Origin of the sequence: Stenotrophomonas sp. TWI809, from assembly GCF_039673205.1 — a bacterium.
Lineage (GTDB): Bacteria > Pseudomonadota > Gammaproteobacteria > Xanthomonadales > Xanthomonadaceae > Stenotrophomonas.
Genome location: NZ_JBDJLE010000038.1, coordinates 1 through 19962, shown reverse-complemented (window position 1 = coordinate 19962; position 19962 = coordinate 1). Strand labels below are relative to the sequence as shown.

Genomic DNA, 19962 nt, shown 5'->3' with positions numbered 1-19962 from the left:
CATCAGAACGGCAACGCGCTGGCATTCAGGCATCGCGTTGAGCCGGCCAGCGGCCGGCACTACCGCAGGTCCAGTGTCGCCGCAGGTCCAGTGTCGCCGCAGGTCCAGTGTCGCCGCAGGTCCGGTGTCGCCGCAGGTCCAGTGTCGCCGCAGGTCCGGAGTCGCCGCAGGTCCGGAGTCGCCGTAGATCCGGTGTCGCCGCAGGTCCGGGGTCGCCGTAGGTCCGGGGTCGCCGGTAGGTCACGACCGTTGGTCGTGACCCTTGCATCCGCGCCTCAATGCCCGCCGTCGAGCGCCTTCAGTTCGCTCACCAGCGCGCTCGCCGCACCGGCACCATCGCCGTACAGCATCCGGGCGTTGTCGGCATAGAACAGCGCATTTTCGATGCCGGCAAAGCCGGTGCCCTTGCCGCGCTTGATCACCACCACGTTGCGGGCGTTGACCACGTCCAGGATCGGCATCCCGTAGATCGGGCTGGCCGGGTCGGTGCGCGCCACCGGATTGACCACGTCGTTGGCGCCGATCACCAGCACCACGTCGGTGTTCGGGAATTCCGGGTTGATGTCGTCCATGTCGGCGATCAGGTCGTAGGGCACGCCCGCTTCGGCCAGCAGCACGTTCATGTGCCCCGGCATGCGCCCGGCCACCGGGTGGATCGCGAACTTCACCTTGATGCCGCGATCGATCAACCGCTGCGCCAACTCCCACACCTTGTGCTGCGCCTGGGCCACGGCCATGCCGTAGCCGGGCACAATCACCACGCGCTCGGCGAAGGCCAGCATCGCGGCCACGTCGCTGGCCTCGATCGGCTTCTGCGCGCCGCTGATTTCCTGCGCGACCCCGCCGCCGCCGAAGTTGGAGAACAGCACACCGCTGATCGGCCGGTTCATCGCCTTGGCCATCAGGCGTGTGAGCAGGATGCCGGCCGCGCCGACCATCATGCCGGCGATGATCAAGGCCTCGTTGCCGAGCACGTAACCCTCGAAGGCCACCGCCAGACCGGTGAACGCGTTGTACAACGAGATCACCACCGGCATGTCGGCACCGCCGATCGGCAGCGTCATCAGCAAGCCCAGCGCCAGCGCGACCACGAAGAAGCTGATGATCGCCACCGGGCTCAGGGTGACCGCGGCCCAGACGCCCAGCACCACCATCGCCAGGGCAACCAGCAGGTTGAACGCCTGCTGCCCGGGGAAAGTAACGCGCCGGTCGAGTCGGCCGTCCAGCTTGGCCCAGGCGATGATCGAGCCGGACAGCGAGACCGCGCCGATCGCCGAACCGATCACGGCCAGCGCCAGCACGGTGGCCGACGGCTGTCGCGCGGCGAGGTCGGCCAGCGCCTGCTCGCTCCAATGGGTGGTATCGCGGTTGGTCAGGAACGAAAAGCGCAGCAGTTCGACCGCACCGATCGCCGCCGCCGAGCCACCGCCCATGCCGTTGTAGAGCGCCACCATCTGCGGCATGTCGGTGATCGCCACGCGCTTGGCCGACCACCAGGCCACGCCGGTGCCGATCGCCACCGCCGCCAGGATCAGCGGGATGTTGTGCAGCTCGGGCAGGAAGAACGTCGCCACCGTGGCGATCAGCATGCCCAGGCCGGCCCAGCGGATACCGCTGCGCGCGGTCATCGGCGAGGCCATGCGCTGCAGGCCGAGCAGGAACAGGGTCGCGGCCACCAGATAGCTCACCTGGACCAGCCACTGCAGCAGTTGCGCGGTGGTCACGTTCAAGGCGCCTTCTCCCCGGCGTCGCGCTTGGCGCTGGGCTTGAACATGTCGAGCATGCGTTCGGTCACCACGTAGCCGCCGGCCGCGTTGCCCGCGCCGAGCACCACGGCAACGAAACCGATGATCTTTTCCAGTGGGGTCTGCGCGTGCCCAAGCACCACCATCGCGCCGATCAGCACGATGCCGTGGATGAAGTTGGAGCCGGACATCAAAGGGGTATGCAGGATCACCGGCACCCGCGAAATGATCACGTGGCCGGCAATGGCGGCCAGCATGAAGATATACAACGCCACGAACCCGTCGCTCATTGCAGTCACTCTCCCAGGCGGTCATCCCGTCCCCTGCATCATAACCATGCGCTGAACCAATCGGGCGGGCCGGTCAACCGCGGCCGCCCTGGGGCGTTCTCACGGTATCCCCCTGCCGGACCGCTACCCTGTGCTGGTGAGCTCTCCCCTACCGTCGACGGATGCCGACCTGCCCGCGCCTGCCGAGGTGGCGCTGCCGGTGTCGCTGGATGCCTTCCTGGCCGGCATCGGCCCGCGCGCGTTCCGCTTCGCCGAGGCCGGCCTGCGCCAGCGCGACGACGCGCTGGATGCGGTGCAGGACAGCATGTTGAAGATGCTCGGCTACCGCGACAAACCTGCCGCCGAGTGGGCCCCGCTGTTCTGGAGCATCCTGCGCCGCCGCGTCGTGGATCTGCAGCGCCGCCGTGGCTTCCGCCTGAAGTTCTGGCGCAGCAGCGACGAGGCCGGCGGCGACCATGACATCGACTGGGCCGACCAGGCGCCCGGCCCGGCCCAGGCCCATGAGCAGCGTGATCAGTACGCACAACTGGTGCAGGCGCTGCGGGAGTTGCCTGCGCGCCAGCGCGAGGCTTTCACCCTGCGCGTGCTGCAGGACCTGGACGGCGCCACCACGGCCAAGGCCATGGGCTGCAGCGAAGGCGCGGTCAAAACCCATCTTTCGCGCGCCCGCCAGGCGCTGCAGCAGTCTTTGGAGATCGCCCTGTGAACCGCCCCCTGCCCCCTTCGATGCATGACGATGCCGCGCTGCGGCAGCTGCACGCGCAGGCGCTGGATACGCTCTCGCCGGCCACGCTGGCGCGGTTGCGCAGCGCGCGTCATGGCGCCTCGCCCGCCAAGCGGCATGTGCCGTCCTGGTGGATGGCCACGGCCTGTTCGGCGGTGGTCGCGCTCGCGTTGGGCTACAGTTTCCTCCTCGGCGAATCGACCGCCCCGCCGGCACCGGTCGTGGCGAGCGCAGCCGATGACGGCAGCGACGTTCTCGACGAAAATCCCGATCTGTATGTGTGGCTGGGCAGTACCGACCTGGCAATGGAGTGATGATGAAACTGCGACTGTCCCTGGGGCTGGTGTTGCTCACGCTGAGTGCGGCCGGCTGGGCCCAGACTGCCCCGCTGCCGGACTGGGACACACTCAGCCCGCAGCAGCGTGAGGCGTTGATCGCGCCCGTGCGTGACCGCTGGAACGACGCGCCGGCGCCGCAACGCGAGCGCATGCTCCAGCACGGCCAGCGCTGGCTGACCATGACCCCGGAACAACGCGCGCAGGCGCAGCGGGGCCGCCACCGTTTCGAGAACATGACGCCGGAGCAACGCGAACAGGCGCGCGCACTGTTTGGTCAGATGCGTAGCATGAGCCCTGAGCAACGGCAGGCGCTGCGCGACCGCTGGGCACGGATGACCCCGGATGAACGCAAGGCGTGGCTCAAGGCCAACCCCGCACCGCCGCCGCCGAAGCGCTGAGCGCCTTAACGGGGACGGAGGGGATGATTAACTACCTCCGTCCCTGTTGTTTCAGGCGGCGACCCAGCGGGTTTTCGCGAGCAGTTCGTCGTCCCAGTCGAAGCTGACCGCGCCGTCTTTCAGGAACAGCGCAACGAAGTTGTAGACGTTGCGGGCGTACATCTCGCTGGCATGCACCGCGCCCTGGCTGGCCAGGTTGAGCGGGCCATCGATGACCACGCCGTCCAGATCCACTACTTCGCCCGGCTGGGTGGCTTCGCAGTTGCCGCCGGTTTCGGCGGCGAGATCGACGATCACGCTGCCCGGCTTCATCCCCCGCGCCATCGCGGTACTGACGATTTTCGGCGCGGGCCGCCCGGGCACCGCGGCGGTACAGATCACGACGTCCACCGTGCGCAGGTGCTCGCCGAGGCGGCGCTGCTGCTCGGCACGCTCTTCATCGGTCAACGGCCGCGCATAGCCGCCTTCGCCGACCGCGCTCACGCCCAGATCCAGGAATTTGCCGCCCAGCGATTCGATCTGCTCGCGGGTTTCCGGGCGCACATCGAAGCCTTCCACCTGCGCGCCGAGACGGCGGGCGGTAGCAATCGCCTGCAGGCCGGCCACACCCGCACCGACCACCAGCACCTTGGACGGACGGATCGTGCCGGCGGCGGTGGTGAGCATCGGGAAGAAGCGCGGCGCACGCTGGGCGGCGATCAACGTGGCTTTGTAACCGGCCATGCCGGCCTGCGAACTGAGCACGTCCATCGATTGCGCCCGCGTGGTGCGCGGCAAGCGCTCCAGCGGGAAGGCCTGCAGGCCGCGCGACTGGATAAGACCGGCACGCTCGGCGTCGGCCTGCGGATGCAGCATGCCGATCAGGCTGGAACCGGCTTTCAGCCGGGCCAGACGGTCATTGGATGGAGGCTGCACGCACAGCACCAGGTCGGCCTGGGCCAGGCGGGTGTCATCGGCGGGCTGCGCGCCCACGTCCTGATACACCGCATCGGGGAAGCCCGACGCTACCCCGGCACCGGACTCGAATGCGACGCTCGCCCCCAGCGCGATCAATTTGCGCGCCGTTTCCGGCGTCATCGCCACGCGCCGTTCTCCCGGCGCATGTTCCTTTACCACCAACACCTCGACAGCCATGCCTGTCCCCGACGATCAGCGGATTGTGGGCTGATCGTAACCTGATCGTCAGGCCAGGGTGGCCCCGGGGTCAATGCACGGTGGCGTTCTTGGTATCCAGGCGATCGATCACGCCCTGCATGGCACTGTCGAAGGCCCCATCGTCGATATGCGCGCGCAGGCGACCCAGGCGCACCATCACCGCCAGTTCTTCCGGCGAGGCCACGCAGAACCGCACGCCGCGCCGGTTGACGAACAGCAGGCGCTGGGAAATCGGGCTCACCCAGGACAGCTTGCCCGCCTGGACCTTGCCGTCCTTGTCGACGAAATCCAGCCAGCTGCCGATCTCCAGCCTGCGGAAGCGATCGGCGTCGGCATTGTCGAAATCGCTGACATCCACCTTGCTGCCCAGCTCCACTGCCGCCGATTCCTGCGCCGGCGGCGAAGGCAACGCCACCTGCGGCAGCTCGGGCAGCGCGCGTTCCAGCTCGGGGCGCGATTCGGCGATGCCCTGCAGGGTGTCGTGCAGCGCGTCGATGGCACTGGTCGCCGCGTCGGCATGCACACCCACGCTGGCGAATACCTTGCGCAGCGCGGGGTGCCAGGCCTGCAGCCACGGCTTGCCGACGATATGCCGGCGCGCCTCGGCCACTTCATCCAGGATGCCATCGGCCAGGCTCAGCGCCTCGCCGACCGAGGCGCCGTCTTCGCCTTCGCGCAGCACGGTCAGGGTCAGGTGGTGCTGCCACGGCTGGCGCAGGAATGCACCGATCGCCTGCGGCAAGGTGGTGTCGCCAATCCGCCGGTCCAGTTCGGTGCTGGCCCGCTGGCGCGCCATTTCGAGCTTTTCCTGGCCGCGCTGGGTCTCGGCGGCACGGCGCTCGGCGATCTCGATCCGGCGCCGGTGCTGGGTCAGGAACTCGCGGAATTCTTCTTCCAGGGTCAGGAAGATGGCCAGGTTCTCGTTGAACTCGGCCACCAGGCGCTCGATGATCTCCTCGACCTTGCCCATCAGCACGCGCTCGGCCTGGCTCTCGCCGGTGTTGCCTTCGCAGGCCTCGGCCAGCGAATTGAGCAGCTTGCGCGCCGGGTGGGTCTTCTGCACGAACATGCGGCGGTCGAGCATGGCGACCTTGACGAAGGGCACCACCAGCCGGCCGATCAGCTCGCGCGAGCGGCCCTCCAGGTCCCGCTCATCGAGCATCACGTCGAACAGCATGCCGACCAGATCGATCGCATCCTCGTCCTGCGGGTCCAGCCGCGCCTGCGCGGGATCGACCCCGAGCCGGGTCGCGCCGGACAGCACTTCGCTCTTCAGGCGCTGCGCCAGCGACTCACCGTCTTCACCGATCGCCGCGCGCAGGGTCGCGCTGGGCGTGGCCTGCAGCAGTGACAGCACCGACATCATTTCGCGCTGGCTCAGCGGCCGCTGCTGGCCGACCGCGACGCTGGCCGCCGAGGTGGCGTCCTCGCGCACATGGCGGGTCTGCTGCAGCAGTTCATGCAGGGCATCGAGCAGCATGCCCTGGTTGCCCCCAGGGCTGTCACCGCCCTCGCCATGTCCCTCGTGCGCGGCATGCCCGCCGCCCTGGAGGCGGCCACGGCTCTCGGCCCAGCGGTCGGCGAAGCGGCGGGCCCAGGCCGGTGCCTGGCCCTCTTCGCCCGCCGATCCCATGCTGCTCTCGGGCTCAAAACCCTCGAACGCATCGCGGTCCTCGCGCGGTGGCGATGGCGCGCGCGGGGCAGGCCGGCGCGCGGCCATCTGCGGCATCACGCCCGCTGCGACCAGTTGTTCATCCAGATACTCGTAACGCTTGCCGATCGGCTGCTGCAGATCGCGCTCGCACAACTTGATGAGCACCAGCCGCACTTCCGGGGCCAGTTCACAATCGGCGAAGGCCTCGTGGATCGCCACACCGAGGTGCTCGGGGCTGATCGGATTGGTATCGGCCTGCAGTTCCAGCCCCCCGGCGATCATGCCCAGGCGGCGGTCCAGACGCGACAGTACCGGCTTGAAGTCACGCAGCAGCACGGTGGCGAAATTGCGCACCGCCAGCCGGGACTCCAGCACGTGTTCGGGCACCAGGCTCAGGCCATCCTCGATCTGGCCGGCCAGGGTGGCTTCGGCCGACAGCGGCTCGCCCCGCTCCAGCGCCTCCCAGGCCTGGGCCAGGTGGGCGCGGAAGCCGGCCACGATGTCGTCCCGGCGGCGGCGCAGCTCGCGCATACCATCCAGGAACAGCAACTGCGACGCGCCGGCGGTACCGGCACGGTCGAACAGCACGTCGTCGAAGCGCGCCAGCACCGTCGAGAACGACTCGACCAGCCCCGGCAGCACGGCCTCACGGGCCATCGTCAACAACGCCGGGTCACGGCCCGGGTGCCCCCCTACATTGGGCGTGGCAATCATGCGAAAAGGCTCCCCACCCTCGCAGGCACTGAGTACAACATGGAAACAACGATCGCCGGCGCACCCCATGCGCCCACGTTCGGATGGTAGGCCGGCCGACCGGTCAGAGACAGTGAAACAGTCGACACTTTAAACCTCGTTACCGGTGGCCCGGCAGGCTTTGTATCGTAAGCGCAGCAGGCCCCGGAAGCGAGTACAGCCACGTGAAGGAAGTCCGCTGATTAGGTGATGTTCATCACGTTTTGTCGCAAATTGCACCGAGATCGCCCAAGGCCGTGTCACAAACGGTCGCGACTATAATCGGGGCACCGTGAAGCCAGATCGAGAGTCCATGTCCGTCCCCCCCGCGCTGCATGCCCTGGACGCCCGCCGTTCGGTCCCCGCCAAGCAACTCGGCGAACCCGGCCCCGACCCGGCGACCCTGATGCGGATGCTGAGCTCGGCCGTACGCGTGCCCGACCACGGCAAGCTGGTGCCCTACCGCTTCCTGCGGATCACCGGCGATGCGCGTCACAGTCTGGGTGCGTTCCTGGCCGAGCGCGCCGTCCAGCGCGACCCCCAGGTGTCGCCGGCCCAGCTGGACAAGGACCGCCAGCGTTTCTCCCATGCCCCGCTGATCATCACCGTCATCGCCAGCCCGCGCCCGAACCCCAAGGTGCCCGAGGCCGAACAGCTGATGACCGCCGGCTGCGTCTGCTTCGCCCTGCTGCAGGCCGCGCAGGCGCTCGGCTTCGGCGCGCAGTGGCTGACCGCCTGGATGGCCTTCGACCCGTCCGTGCACGCCCACGTGGGCCTGGCCGAGGGCGAGCAGATCGCCGGCTTCATCCATATCGGCACGCCGAAGACCGCGGTTCCCGAACGCGAGCGCCCGGATCCGGCCGCGCTGCTGCAGGACTGGGAGGGCTGAGATGTCCGCCCTTGCCGCCGGCCCCGTCATGGCGCCCCCGCCGCTGCGTGCGCCGCTGTACCTGGTCGACGCCAGTCTGTACGTGTTCCGCGCGTGGCATTCGATGCCCGATGAGTTCCAGGATCAGCAGGGCTGGCCGACCAATGCCGTGCACGGCTTCGCGCGCTTCCTGCTCGACCTGCTCGAGCGCGAACGCCCCGCCAACATCGCCATCGCCTTCGATGAAGCCCTGGACAGCTGCTTCCGGCACCGGATCTACGCGGCCTACAAGGCCAACCGCGACCCCGCGCCGGACGCGCTGCGCCGCCAGTTCGCCCACTGCAAGGCGCTGTGCACCGCGCTCGGCCTGGCGGTGCTGGCCCACCACGAGTACGAGGCCGATGACCTGATCGGCAGCGCCCTGCACGCGCGCCGCGATGCCGGCATGCGCGGGGTGATCATCTCCGCCGACAAGGACCTCTCGCAGCTGCTGTTCGAGCATGACGAACAGTGGGATTACGCGCGCAATCAGCGCTGGGGCATGGCCGGTGTCAAAGCCCGCCACGGCGTGCATGCGCACCAGATCGCCGATTACCTGGCCCTGTGCGGTGATGCGGTCGACAACATCCCCGGCGTGACTGGCGTGGGCGCCAAATCCGCTGCGGTGCTGCTGGCCCATTTCGGCAGCCTGGACGTGCTGTACGAGCGTCTGGATGAAGTGCCCTTCCTGCGCCTGCGCGGCGCGGCGCAGATGGCCGTGCGGCTGCGCGAACAGCGCGAGCATGCGCTGCTGTGGCGCCAGCTGACCACCATCGCGCTGGATGCGCCGCTGGACGGTGCCGCCGTCGATTTCAGCCGGGGCGTGGCCGATGCACAGATGCTGCAGGGCCTGTGCGATGCACTGCGGTTCGGGCCGTTGACCCGGCGCCGCCTGTTCGCCGCCGCCGGCCTGTCCGATTCCTCTTCCATTGCCAGCGAGTTCGCATGAGCCCCACTACGCAAGCCCCCAAGGTCGTTTTTGAAGGCAAGTACCAGCGCATGGTCGTGCGCGGCACGTGGGAGTACAGCGAGCGCACCCACGCCGGCGGTCTGGCCGCGATCATCATCGCCGTCACCCCGGACGACACGGTGCTGTTCGTCGAACAGTTCCGCGTCCCGCTGCAGGCCAGGACCATCGAGATGCCGGCCGGCCTGGTTGGCGACATCGATGCCGGCGAGTCGATCGAGGTCTCGGCCGTGCGCGAGCTGGAGGAAGAAACCGGCTGGACCGCCGACCACGCCGAGGTGCTGATGATCGGGCCGACCTCCTCTGGGGCCAGCAGCGAAAAGATCGCCTTCGTGCGTGCCACCGGCCTGCGCAAGGTCGGTGAGGGCGGTGGCGATGCCAGCGAAGACATCACCGTGCACGAGATTCCGCGCGCCCGCGCCGCCACCTGGCTGGTCGAGAAAATGGGCCAGGGTTACGAGCTGGACGCCAAGCTGTGGGCTGGCCTGTGGATGATCGAACACCACCTGGACGGCACCCCGCGTGGCTGATGCGTTTGCCCCTCCGCACACGGGTGCGTCACTGCTCGGGCCGTCCGACCCGGCACCGTTCACCGTGCATCAGGCGCAGGGTCGCTCGTCGTATCTGCTGATCGCCGACCACGCCGGCCAGCGGGTGCCGGCGGCACTGGCCGACCTTGGCCTGCCGCAGGCCGAGCTGGACCGTCACATCGGCTGGGACATCGGCATCGCCGGCGTCACCGTGGAACTGGCGCGCCTGCTCGATGCGTGGGCGATCACGCAGACGTACTCGCGGCTGGTGATCGACTGCAACCGGCCGCTGGCTTCGCCCACGCTGATGCCGGGGGTCAGCGATCTCACCGTGGTTCCCGGCAACCAGCGCCTGTCCGTGCTGCAGCGCCAGCAGCGCATCGACGCGATCCATGCGCCCTACCATGCACGCATCGATGCCGAGCTGGACACGCGCCAGGCGCAGGCCCGGCCGACGTTGCTGGTGATGATGCACAGCTTCACCCCGGTGATGAACGACGCTGTGCGGCCTTGGCATGCCGGCGTGCTTTACCACCGGGACACGCGTTTTGCGCTTGCGCTGCTGCAGGCGCTGCGCGAGGAAGGCGACCTGGTGGTGGGCGACAACCAGCCCTACGCGGTCAGCAGCACCAGCGACTATGCCGTGCCGGTGCATGGCGAAGGCCGCGGGCTGGTGCACGTGGAGCTGGAGATCCGCCAGGACCTGATTGCCGATGCCGCCGGGCAGTCGGCGTGGGCGCAGCGCTTGGCCCGCATCTTTACTGCACTGCAGCCGCAGCTGGACGCCTTGCCGCCTGTGTAGGGCGTACTGTCGACCGGTACTGGTAGTGCCGGCCGCTGGCCGGCAACCGCAGGTCACGCCAAGGTCGGCGTATCCATCCACGGAAACGCGCGGTATCCCCGTATTTCCAGCGCGATGCCGGCGGCCTGGAACGGCGCGGCAATGGCAGCGGCGCGCATGCGTTCAAGGTCACGCCCGAGGTCCATCGGCAAGGCGCGGCACCATGCCAGCGCCTGGCCCACCGGAACATCCAGCACCGCTGCAACGATGCGGGCAGCGTCCTTCACCATCGATGCCGGGCACTGCACCAGCGCCAGATCGAACGTGGCGAAGATCCCCGGTCCCACGCCGCGCACACGCGCGGCCTGCTGGTCTTCCACGGATGCCTGGTCCAGGGCTTCATCGATGCCCGCCACCTGCGCGAACGCGTCGTACTCGCTGTAGTACGCCAGCGCCTGCGCGTAGTCGTCCAGTGTGGACAGTGGACGCTGGCGCTTCTGCACCTCCAGCACATCGGCGAAGGTGGCGGCCTCCAGATACGTGCTCAGCGCATGCTGGGCGGCGAATGCTTCCACGCGGGCGTCGTCATGCTCAGCGTCATGGTCGGACAACCAGAACACGGCATCACGTTCGTCGCCGTCGGTGGCATAGACCCAGCCATACCGGTCCCACACCTCCCGATCGTTGCTGCATCCCGCGATCGCCTCAAGCGTCTGGCCCAGACTGAGCAGATTGGTCATCGCCTTATCCTTCACTCGCGCACACCGGTGCCGGCGTCGCCGCATCGTGCTGCGGCCGCAGCCACAGCGCCACGCCCACACCCAGCAGCGCGAACAACGCCGCACCGTACTGCGCATGGATCATGCCCTGCAGCGCCGCCTCACTGCTGGCGCCGGTGCTGCCACGACCCGCATTGGCCAACATCACCAGCAACGCCAGGCCCAGCGCGCCGCCAATCTGCTGCGCCGTGGCAGCCATGCCCGAGGCCACGCCCTGCTGCGCGGCCGGCACGCCCTGCCCGGCCACGATCCACATCGCCGTCCAGGTGATGCCCTGGCCGAGGCTGAGCACCACGATGCCCGGCAGCAGCGCCCAGTAGGTCGCGCCATACGGCAGCGCGACGGCGACCGCGGCGATGCCGATCGCGCCGGCCAGCATGCCCACCGTCAGCACCTGGCGCGGCGAACGCTGCGCGAGCATGCGCTCGGCGATGCGGATGCCAAACGTGCACACCAGGGTCGGTGGCAGGAACGCCAGGCCCGCCTGCAGCGCGCTCCAGCCGTAGCCATCCTGGTAGTACAGCGCCAGGAAGTAGTACTGCACGCCGTAGCTGCTCATGAACAGCATCGTCAGCAGCATCGCCGCACGCAGACTGCGCAGGCGCAGCAGCGCGAACTGCATCAGCGGGTCGCGGCTGCGGCGTTCGATCTGCACGAAGGCGGCCAGCATGACTGCCGACACGACCAGGCAGATCAGCGTGCGTGGTGCCAGCCAGCCCCACTCCGGACCCTGCACCAGGGTGGTCACCAGCAGGCTGCCGCCGAGGGTCACGGTGAGGCAGCCGGCCAGATCGAACGAGCGGCCCGCCAGCGGCGCGGGATCGCGCGGCAGCCACCAACCGCCGAGCAGCGCGCAGCCGCCGGCGAACGGCACGATCACCAGCAGGACCGAGACCCAGCCGAAGCTCTGGGTCAGCACGCCACCGAGCAGCGTGCCCAAGGCCAGGCCGCCGGCGCTGGCCATCGACCAGATCGCCAGCGCGCGGTTGCGCGGCGCACCTTCGGCGTAGATCGTGTTGATCAGCGCCAGCGTGGCCGGGAACAGCAACGCCGCGCCGATGCCCTGCACCGCGCGGGCCGCGATCAGCAACCACGCACTGTTGCTGAACCCGCCGACCAGCGAGGCCAGCGCGAACAGCGCCATGCCCAGCCGATAGACCCGGCGGCGACCCAGCAGGTCGGCCGCACGGCCGCCAAGCAGCAGGCACCCGCCGAACGCCACCGTGTAGCCGCTGACGATCCACTGCAGCTGCTGGGCATTGATGCGCAGCTGCGCGCCCATCTCGTGCAGGGCCACGAAGATGATCGTGGAGTCCAGCGCGATGATCAGCTGGGCGGTGGCCAGCAAGGCCAGGGCCAGGCGCGGAAATGCGGGCGCCGGCGCGCCAGCGGGGGACAGGGGGGAGGTCATGCCGACTCGGTACTGCGTAAGAAGGTGGGCAGTCTCATTGATGACGCTGCAGAAATAAACCCGGATACTTCGATATCTGTCATGCATATCCGCATGAATCGGAGAAATCCATGGACCTCAACGCCGTGCGCATGCTGGTGCAGGTGGCCGACGCACGCAGCTTCACCGTCGCCGCCGGGCAGCTGGGCATCAGCCAGTCCGGGCTGTCGCGGGCGATCAGCCGGCTGGAGAGCGCGCTGGGGGTGCGACTGCTCCACCGCAACACCCGCAACGTCAGCCTGACCCCGGATGGCCGCCAGTTCGTCGAGCACTGCGCGCCGCTGCTGAGTGGGCTGGAGGATGCCGAGCGCCGGCTGGGCGATCGCCCCTCCACGCCCTCGGGCGTGTTGAAACTGACGGCGCCCTCGATGTTCGGGCGCAAGGTACTGGTGCCGCTGGCCGGGCAGTTGATGGCGGCGCATCCGCAGCTGCAGTTCGAGCTGGTGCTCAACGACCGGCTGGTCGACCTGGTCGAAGAAGGCTTCGATGCCGCACTGCGCACCGGGCCGATCAGCGACGTGCGCATGGTGGCGCGGCCCCTGCGGCCGTTGCACTGGGTCACGGTCGCCTCCCCCGCCTACATCGTGCAGCACGGGGAACCGGCCACGGTCGATGCGCTGCACGATCACGCCTGCCTGGCGGTGCGCAATCTGCGCAGCGGGCGGCTGGTGGATTGGCAGTTCCGCGAGGCCGAGGGCCAACTGCGCGAGTTCACGCCGCCGGCGCGGATGGTGTTCGACAGCGGCGATCCGCTGGTGGAAGGCGCGCTAGCCGGGATCGGCATCGTGCAGGTAATGGATTTCGCGGTGGCCGATGCGTTGGCCGACGGGCGGCTGCAGCGGGTGCTGCAGCCCTTCGAGGGCCGCAGCCGGGTGCTGTCGCTGGTCTATCCACCCTCACGGCAGGCCTCGCCGAAGCTGCAGGTGCTGGCGGAGGCGTTGTTGGGCGGTGATTGGTAACCCGCCGCATCACGACCAACGGTCGTGATCCACCGCGCGACGTCAGGGGGGTGAGCCGGTAGGTGCCGACCGTTGGTCGGCACGCCTCCATCAACCCGCGAACCGATCCGTCGCGCGCACCAGCGCGTCGACGTTCTCGGCTTCGAAGGCGGAGTGGCCCGAGGCCGGGCTGATCTCCAGCGTCGAGTTCGGCCACGCCTTGTGCAGCTCCCACGCGCTCTGCAGCGGGCAGACCACGTCGTAGCGGCCGTGCACGATCACGCCCGGGATATCGGCGATGCGGTGCGCGTCGCGCAGCAGCTGTTCTTCCACCTCGAAGAAGCCGCCGTTGACGAAGTAGTGGTTCTCGATGCGGGCGAAGGCCAGCGCGAACTGCGGGTCCTGGTGGCTGTTCACGAAGTCGTCGTCCACGTGCAGGAAGCTGGTCGCCCCTTCCCACACGCTCCACGCCTTGGCCGCGGCCAGGCGGGTGGCTTCATCGTCGCTGGTCAGGCGGCGGTGGAAGGCGGAGATCAGGTCGTGGCGCTCCACGGCCGGGATCGGCTTGAGGTAGTGTTCCCACGCATCCGGGAACAGACGGTTGGCGCCTTCCTGGTAGAACCACTCCAGCTCCCAGCGGCGCAGCATGAAGATGCCGCGCAGCACCAGCTCGGTCACGCGCTGCGGGTGGGTCTGCGCGTAGGCCAGCGCCAGCGTCGAGCCCCAGCTGCCGCCGAACACCTGCCAGCGCTCCACCTTGAGGTGCTCGCGCAGTTTCTCGATATCGGCGACCAGGTCCCAGGTAGTGTTGTCGACCAGGTCCGCGTGCGGCGTGGAGCGGCCGGCACCGCGCTGGTCGAACAGGATGATCCGGTACTTGGCCGGGTCGTGGAACTGGCGCATTTTGTCGCTGCAGCCGCCGCCCGGGCCACCGTGCAGCATCACCACCGGCTTGCCGTCGGGATTGCCGCACTGCTCGAAGTACAGCGTGTGGCGGTCATCGACCTTCAGGGTGCCGACGTCGTAAGGGGTGATGGCGGGATACAGCGTACGCATGACAGGAACTCCATGTGGAATGACAGTCGCCGCATCACGCTGCGCGGCGGCCCGGTGGACAGGTCATTCTAGCCCCGGGGTCGCATCAGGGCCGGCACGCACTCAGGCGGGCAGACAGCCCAGGCTCACCCGGTCACGCTGTTCCAGATCGTGCTCGGTGGCGACCGACTGGAAACCGGCGTCCCGCAGCAGCGCGCGGATCGCCTCGCCCTGGTCCCAGCCGTGTTCGATCAGCAGCCAGCCGCCGGGAAGCAGGTGCGCTGTCGCACCGTCGATGATCTGGCGGATGTCGTCCAGCCCATCAAGGCCGGAGGCCAGCGCGGTGGCCGGTTCAAAGCGCAGGTCGCCCTGGGCCAGGTGCGGGTCGTCGCTGGCGATGTACGGTGGATTGGTCGCGATCAGATCGAAGCGCTCACCCGTCAGCGGGGCGTACCACGCGCCCTGCCGGAAGCTGACGTTGCCCAGTGCGTGGCGCTGCGCGTTGCGTGCCGCGACCGCCAGGGCCGCCTCACTGAGGTCGGTCGCGACCACCTGGGCCTGCGGGCGTTCGCTGGCCAGCGCCAGCGCGATCGCGCCACTGCCGGTGCCAAGGTCCGCGACCCGCAAGGCGGTAGCTTCGGGCAACCGTGTCAGCGCGAGCTCGACCAGCAGCTCGGTCTCCGGGCGCGGGATCAGGGTGGCGGGGCTGACCTCCATATCCAGGGTCCAGAAGCCGCGGCGGCCCAGCAGGTACGCCACCGGCTCACCGGCCAGGCGTTTGGCCAGCAGCGCCTCGAACGCCGCCACCTGCGCCGGCTCGACCGGATCGGTGGCATGCGCGAACAGCCAGCTGCGCTCGCGTTCCAGCACCTGCAGCAACAGCAGCTCCGCTTCGTGCCGGCCTTCCACGCCGGGCAGGCGGGTGGCGGCATCGGCGAGCAGCTGGCGGACGTTTGGCGGGGTGGCGGTCATGGCGGGACGGAGCAGCATCGGGGCGCGCAGTGTAGTGCACCGGCCCCTGCGCCCCGGGTGCGCGCGACGGCCGTCCGCGACCGGCAGCATGATTGAATCAAGGCATGGCAAATCACATATGCATGCATATGCACTATCGATTTCCGGCTGCTATCGGGCCGTATCGACACCGCGTTGCCTGCGATCGTTCAGCTTTCCCTCGCGACGGATATGCAGAAGCTATTGCACTGATCACGCATCCCGGCGCGCTGGTCATTGCGCTGCAACGGTTTTGACGGATCTGGCCCTCACCCTTCATCGCAGGATCAGACCACTTTGATAGTCTATGACTATCGTATAGATGCAATCAATGGATTGTCCTTATGGGAATGGAGCCGCTAACCTGTGTTGGTCGCTTCACCCACCCCCTTCACCAAGAGGAACAACGATGTCGCTCATCAACACCCAGATCCAGCCGTTCGAAGCCAACGCCTACCAGAACGGCGAGTTCATCAAGGTCTCCGACAGCACCCTGAAGGGTCACTGGTCCGTGCTGATCTTCATGCCGGCCGCGTTCACTTTCAACTGCCCGACCGAGATTGAAGACGCTGCCGATCATTACGCCGAGTTCCAGAAGGCTGGCGCCGAGGTCTACATCGTCACCACCGACACGCACTTCTCGCACAAGGTGTGGCACGAAACCTCGCCGGCCGTCGGCAAGGCCCAGTTCCCGCTGGTCGGCGATCCGACCCACCAGCTGACCAACGCCTTCGGCGTGCACATTCCGGAAGAAGGCCTGGCCCTGCGCGGCACCTTCATCATCAACCCGGAAGGCGTGATCAAGACCCTGGAGATCCACTCCAACGAGATCGCCCGTGACGTCTCCGAGACCCTGCGCAAGCTGAAGGCTGCCCAGTTCACCGCCGCCAACCCGAACCAGGTGTGCCCGGCGAAGTGGAAGGAAGGCGAAAAGACCCTGACCCCGTCGCTGGACCTGGTCGGCAAGATCTAAGCCGCTCCTCACCCCCATCCCCGCCCGCCGGGGATGGGGGTGAACCCAAGCCGGTGCCCCACGCGCCGGTTTCGGTTCACCCCCATGTCGCGCAGATGCACCCGCGGGGTGCGTCGACGCTGCCCCCTTGCCTGATTCAAGGAGTTTTTCGATGTTGGATGCCAACCTCCAGTCCCAGCTGAAGACCTATCTGGAACGTGTCACCCGTCCGATCCAGATCACGGCGCACGTGGATGACGGCGCCAAGTCGCAGGAAATGCTCGAGCTGCTGAACACGCTGACCACGCTCTCCACGCAGATCCGCCTGGACGTGCGTCGAGACAGCAGCGAGCGCACGCCCTCGTTCGCGCTGACCACGCCGGGCCAGGACATCCACCTGGCCTTCGCCGGCCTGCCGATGGGCCATGAGTTCACCTCGCTGGTGCTGGCCCTGCTGCAGGTCGGTGGTCACCCGTCCAAGGCCACCGCCGAGCTGATCGAGCAGGTGCGCAATCTCGAGGGCGAATACCGCTTCGAAACCTATTTCTCGCTGTCCTGCCAGAACTGCCCGGACGTGGTCCAGGCACTGAACCTGGCGGCGGTGCTGAACCCGCGCATCCAGCACGTCGCGATCGACGGCGGCCTGTTCCCGGCCGAGGTCGAAGCGCGCCAGATCATGTCGGTGCCGACCGTGTACCTCAACGGCGAGGTGTTCGACCAGGGTCGGATGTCGCTGGAGCAGATCGTGGCCAAGCTCGACACCGGCAGCAGCAAGCGCGATGCCGAGAAGCTCAGCGCCAAGGCGGCCTTCGATGTGCTGGTCGTGGGCGGTGGCCCGGCCGGCGCGGCCGCGGCGATCTATGCCGCACGCAAGGGCATCCGCACCGGTGTGGCGGCCGAACGCTTCGGTGGCCAGGTGCTGGACACCATGGCGATCGAGAACTTCATCTCCGTCAAGGAGACCGAAGGTCCGAAGCTGGCCGCCGCGCTGGAACAGCATGTGCGCGAGTACGAGGTGGACATCATGAACCTGCAGCGCGCCACCGCGCTGGTCCCCGCCGGCGATGACGGTCTGGTCGAGATCAAACTGGAGAACGGCGCGTCGCTGAAGTCGCGTTCGGTGATCCTGTCCACCGGTGCGCGCTGGCGCCAGATGAACGTGCCCGGCGAAGATCAGTACCGCAACAAGGGCGTGGCGTACTGCCCGCATTGCGACGGTCCGTTGTTCAAGGGCAAGCGCGTGGCGGTGATCGGCGGTGGCAACTCCGGCGTGGAAGCGGCGATCGATCTGGCGGGTCTTGTGACGCATGTGACCCTTCTGGAATTTGATGACAAACTGCGGGCCGATGAAGTACTGCAGAAGAAGCTGCGCAGCCTGGGCAACGTCACCATCATCACCAGCGCCCTGACCCAGGAAGTGCTGGGCGATGGCCAGAAAGTGACGGGCCTGGTCTACCAGGACCGCGTCGGTGGCGATTCGCACCGGGTGGAACTGGAAGGCATCTTCGTGCAGATCGGTCTTCTGCCGAATACCGAATGGTTGAAGGACACGGTGGCGCTGTCACCGCGTGGCGAGATCCTGATCGATGACCGCGGCCAGACCAGCGTGCCGGGTGTCTTCGCCGCAGGCGATTGCACAACCGTTCCGTACAAGCAGATCGTCATCGCGATGGGCGCCGGTTCCACTGCGGCACTGAGCGCCTTTGATCACCTGATCCGCACCTCCGTTCCCAAGAGCAGCGGCGCTGTCGCCGAAGCTGCCTGAAACGTTTCGGTTCCCGGTTCGCCGGGAACCTTGTCTGTCTGCTGGGTAGCCACGCCATCACCCGGTCCATTGCCGTGAGAGGTCCAAGGAAATGAACCTACGTGATTTGAAGTATCTGGTGGCGCTGGCCGACCACCGCCATTTCGGCAAGGCGGCCGCCGCCTGCTTCGTCAGCCAACCCACCCTGTCCACCCAGATCCGCAAGCTCGAGGACGAGCTGGGTCTGCCGCTGGTGGAACGCGCACCGCGCAAGGTCATGCTGACCCCGGCCGGGGTGGAAGCGGCCGCGCGTGCCCGCACCATCGTGGCCGAGGTGGAGCAGATGAAGGAAGCCGCGCGGCGCAGCCGCGATCCGGAAGCCGGCACGGTGCGGCTGGGCATTTTCCCCACCCTGGGCCCGTACCTGCTGCCGCATGTGATCCCCAACATCCGCGAACGCTTCCCGCAGCTGGAGCTGCTGCTGGTGGAGGAAAAGAGCGACGAGCTGCTGGCGCGCCTGCGCGAAGGCAAACTGGATGCGGCGTTGCTGGCGCTGCCGCTGGACGATGACCAGCTGCACGCGGAGTTCCTGTTCGAGGAGCCCTTCCTGCTGGCAGTCTCCGGGCAGCATCCGCTGGCGCGCCGCCAGCATCTGGATGTGCAGGAGCTGTCCTCGCAGAAGCTGCTGCTGCTCGAAGACGGGCATTGCCTGCGTGACCAGGCGTTGGCGGTCTGCCGGTTGTTCGGCGCCAACGAAAAGTCGGAGTTCCGCGCGACCAGCCTGGAAACGCTGCGGCAGATGGTGGCCGCCGATGTGGGCATCACCCTGCTGCCGACGCTCTCGGTCAAGCCGCCGGTGCCGCGCTCGGACAACATCCGCCTGCTGGATTTCAGCGGCGATGACCGCCCCAGCCGCCGCATCGCGATGGCGTGGCGCCGCAGTTCGGCGATGACCGGCTTCCTGGAGCAGCTGGCCCAGCAATTCAAACGGCTGCCACAGGGCCTGTTCGCGCTGGAGTCCACTGATGTCCCGGTGGCCGCCACCACGCCGTTGCCACGCGCCGGCTGAGCCTGCCTGAACCGGCCGACGCGGCCGATACGCCGGACGGGTCGCATCCGTCTACGATTGTCAGCACAATAGGACGAGGCGGTGCCAGCAGGCGCCGCCTTTTTGCATGGGTCTTCCACAAACGCAAGGAGCTACACCATGTCCACTTCCAGCGGACTGCCCCCCTCGATCATCGTTTCAAGTCACGACATGGACCGCCTGGACGCCATGCTCGAGTCTCCCGCCGTCAGCCAGACCCCCGCCGGGATCGCCCTAGCTGAAGAACTCAACCGGGCGACCGTTGTGGCGCCGGACCAGGTTCCCGAGGGCACCGTCATGATGCATTCGCGCGTGGAGTGCGAAGATGAGCTGCAGAACGAGAAGCACGTTCTGACGCTGGTCTATCCGCGTGAAGCCGATGTTGAACAGGGCAAGGTATCCATCCTGGCACCGGTGGGCACCGCCCTGCTTGGCCTGTCGATCGGCCAGACCATGGATTGGGTGGCACCGGGCGGGCGCAAGCTGCGCCTGCGGGTGACCGCCGTCCATCACCAGACCCACGCCTGATCCTGCCTGCTGCGATCCGCGCAGGTTCCACCGTTTCGTCCCAGGAGTTGCAATGAGCACCGTTTCGCTGTCCAAACTCTCCCAGCTGCGTGATCTGTCCGTGGTGGTTGCCGATACCGGCGACTATGAGGCGATCAAGCGCTTGAAGCCGGTCGACTGCACGACCAACCCCACCCTGGTGAAGAAAGCGCTGGACCTGCCGGTATACGCCGATCTCATCGAGAGCGCGCTGGCCTGG

General features: G+C 67.8%; 21 protein-coding genes. 13 read left to right on the top strand and 8 right to left on the bottom strand.

Features of this window, described 5'->3' with window-relative positions:
* Nucleotides 1–275: 275 nt before the first annotated feature.
* Nucleotides 276–1730, bottom strand: a complete 1455-nt coding sequence (locus ABE472_RS18160; RefSeq protein WP_346466761.1) for an NAD(P)(+) transhydrogenase (Re/Si-specific) subunit beta — start codon at nucleotides 1728–1730, stop codon at nucleotides 276–278.
* Nucleotides 1727–2035, bottom strand: a complete 309-nt coding sequence (locus ABE472_RS18155; RefSeq protein WP_136003750.1) for an NAD(P) transhydrogenase subunit alpha — start codon at nucleotides 2033–2035, stop codon at nucleotides 1727–1729. The genes ABE472_RS18160 and ABE472_RS18155 overlap by 4 nt, the downstream gene beginning before the upstream one ends.
* A gap of 130 nt (nucleotides 2036–2165) precedes the next feature.
* Between ABE472_RS18155 and ABE472_RS18150 the strand changes: the two genes are divergently transcribed.
* The 3 genes from ABE472_RS18150 to ABE472_RS18140 are packed head-to-tail and all read left to right on the top strand — an operon-like array spanning nucleotide 2166 to nucleotide 3495.
* Nucleotides 2166–2741 carry an RNA polymerase sigma factor gene (locus tag ABE472_RS18150; protein ID WP_313212200.1) on the top strand — a complete coding sequence of 192 codons (576 nt, stop codon included), beginning with the start codon at nucleotides 2166–2168 and terminating at the stop codon, nucleotides 2739–2741.
* Nucleotides 2742–2761: 20 nt separating this feature from the next.
* Nucleotides 2762–3073 carry a hypothetical protein gene (locus tag ABE472_RS18145; RefSeq protein ID WP_313219141.1) on the top strand — a complete coding sequence of 104 codons (312 nt, stop codon included), beginning with the start codon at nucleotides 2762–2764 and terminating at the stop codon, nucleotides 3071–3073.
* Nucleotides 3073–3495, top strand: coding sequence for a DUF3106 domain-containing protein (locus ABE472_RS18140; RefSeq protein WP_346466760.1), 423 nt, complete (start codon nucleotides 3073–3075; stop codon nucleotides 3493–3495). The genes ABE472_RS18145 and ABE472_RS18140 overlap by 1 nt, the downstream gene beginning before the upstream one ends.
* Before the next feature lie 51 nt (nucleotides 3496–3546).
* Here the strand turns inward: ABE472_RS18140 and ABE472_RS18135 are convergent, their stop codons facing one another.
* Nucleotides 3547–4629 carry an NAD(P) transhydrogenase subunit alpha gene (locus tag ABE472_RS18135; RefSeq protein ID WP_346466759.1) on the bottom strand — a complete coding sequence of 361 codons (1083 nt, stop codon included), beginning with the start codon at nucleotides 4627–4629 and terminating at the stop codon, nucleotides 3547–3549.
* Between the two features lie 70 nt (nucleotides 4630–4699).
* Nucleotides 4700–7018: a DUF1631 domain-containing protein gene (locus ABE472_RS18130; RefSeq protein WP_313217296.1), complete on the bottom strand. Its 2319-nt coding sequence runs from the start codon at nucleotides 7016–7018 to the stop codon at nucleotides 4700–4702.
* Nucleotides 7019–7349: 331 nt separating this feature from the next.
* Here ABE472_RS18130 and ABE472_RS18125 point away from each other — a divergent pair, with 331 nt between their 5' ends.
* Genes ABE472_RS18125 through ABE472_RS18110 form a run of 4 tightly spaced genes read left to right on the top strand, consistent with a single transcriptional unit; the run spans nucleotide 7350 to nucleotide 10242 of the window.
* Nucleotides 7350–7925 (top strand): nitroreductase, encoded by a 576-nt coding sequence (locus ABE472_RS18125; protein WP_346466758.1) that lies wholly within the window; start codon nucleotides 7350–7352, stop codon nucleotides 7923–7925.
* Nucleotide 7926: 1 nt separating this feature from the next.
* Nucleotides 7927–8892, top strand: a complete 966-nt coding sequence (locus ABE472_RS18120) for a 5'-3' exonuclease H3TH domain-containing protein (RefSeq protein ID WP_346466757.1) — start codon at nucleotides 7927–7929, stop codon at nucleotides 8890–8892.
* A complete protein-coding gene (locus ABE472_RS18115) occupies nucleotides 8889–9440 on the top strand; it encodes an NUDIX hydrolase (RefSeq protein WP_346466756.1) in 552 nt (183 codons plus the stop codon). Before ABE472_RS18120 ends, ABE472_RS18115 begins: the two co-directional genes overlap by 4 nt.
* Nucleotides 9433–10242, top strand: a complete 810-nt coding sequence (locus ABE472_RS18110; protein WP_346466755.1) for an N-formylglutamate amidohydrolase — start codon at nucleotides 9433–9435, stop codon at nucleotides 10240–10242. The genes ABE472_RS18115 and ABE472_RS18110 overlap by 8 nt, the downstream gene beginning before the upstream one ends.
* Nucleotides 10243–10295: 53 nt before the next feature.
* Here the strand turns inward: ABE472_RS18110 and ABE472_RS18105 are convergent, their stop codons facing one another.
* Together ABE472_RS18105 and ABE472_RS18100 are read right to left on the bottom strand one after the other, a co-directional pair.
* The gene (locus ABE472_RS18105) at nucleotides 10296–10961 is read right to left on the bottom strand and encodes a hypothetical protein (RefSeq protein ID WP_313217292.1); all 666 of its coding nucleotides are present in this window, start codon (nucleotides 10959–10961) and stop codon (nucleotides 10296–10298) included.
* Nucleotides 10962–10965: 4 nt separating this feature from the next.
* Nucleotides 10966–12411 (bottom strand): MFS transporter, encoded by a 1446-nt coding sequence (locus tag ABE472_RS18100; protein ID WP_346466754.1) that lies wholly within the window; start codon nucleotides 12409–12411, stop codon nucleotides 10966–10968.
* Between the two features lie 110 nt (nucleotides 12412–12521).
* Between ABE472_RS18100 and ABE472_RS18095 the strand changes: the two genes are divergently transcribed.
* The gene (locus tag ABE472_RS18095) at nucleotides 12522–13409 is read left to right on the top strand and encodes a LysR family transcriptional regulator (protein ID WP_313212187.1); all 888 of its coding nucleotides are present in this window, start codon (nucleotides 12522–12524) and stop codon (nucleotides 13407–13409) included.
* Nucleotides 13410–13499: 90 nt separating this feature from the next.
* Here ABE472_RS18095 and pip read toward each other — a convergent pair whose 3' ends face one another.
* Entirely contained in the window at nucleotides 13500–14444 is a 945-nt protein-coding gene (gene pip, locus ABE472_RS18090; protein WP_313212186.1) for a prolyl aminopeptidase, read from the bottom strand.
* Nucleotides 14445–14546: 102 nt separating this feature from the next.
* A complete protein-coding gene (gene prmC / locus ABE472_RS18085; protein WP_346466762.1) occupies nucleotides 14547–15395 on the bottom strand; it encodes a peptide chain release factor N(5)-glutamine methyltransferase in 849 nt (282 codons plus the stop codon).
* Between the two features lie 427 nt (nucleotides 15396–15822).
* On the opposite strand from prmC, the gene ahpC reads away from it, so the two are divergent.
* From ahpC to ABE472_RS18060, 5 genes are all read left to right on the top strand, one after another.
* Nucleotides 15823–16386: an alkyl hydroperoxide reductase subunit C gene (gene ahpC / locus ABE472_RS18080; RefSeq protein WP_121044636.1), complete on the top strand. Its 564-nt coding sequence runs from the start codon at nucleotides 15823–15825 to the stop codon at nucleotides 16384–16386.
* 151 nt (nucleotides 16387–16537) lie between these two features.
* A complete protein-coding gene (ahpF, locus tag ABE472_RS18075; protein WP_313212185.1) occupies nucleotides 16538–18130 on the top strand; it encodes an alkyl hydroperoxide reductase subunit F in 1593 nt (530 codons plus the stop codon).
* A gap of 91 nt (nucleotides 18131–18221) precedes the next feature.
* Nucleotides 18222–19178 (top strand): DNA-binding transcriptional regulator OxyR, encoded by a 957-nt coding sequence (gene oxyR / locus ABE472_RS18070; RefSeq protein WP_346466753.1) that lies wholly within the window; start codon nucleotides 18222–18224, stop codon nucleotides 19176–19178.
* A 138-nt stretch (nucleotides 19179–19316) separates the two neighbouring features.
* Nucleotides 19317–19724 (top strand): nucleoside diphosphate kinase regulator, encoded by a 408-nt coding sequence (gene rnk, locus ABE472_RS18065; protein ID WP_313212183.1) that lies wholly within the window; start codon nucleotides 19317–19319, stop codon nucleotides 19722–19724.
* Nucleotides 19725–19776: 52 nt separating this feature from the next.
* Nucleotides 19777–19962, top strand: a 186-nt coding sequence (locus ABE472_RS18060) for a transaldolase family protein (RefSeq protein ID WP_346464502.1), incomplete at its 3' end; no start/stop codon positions are given.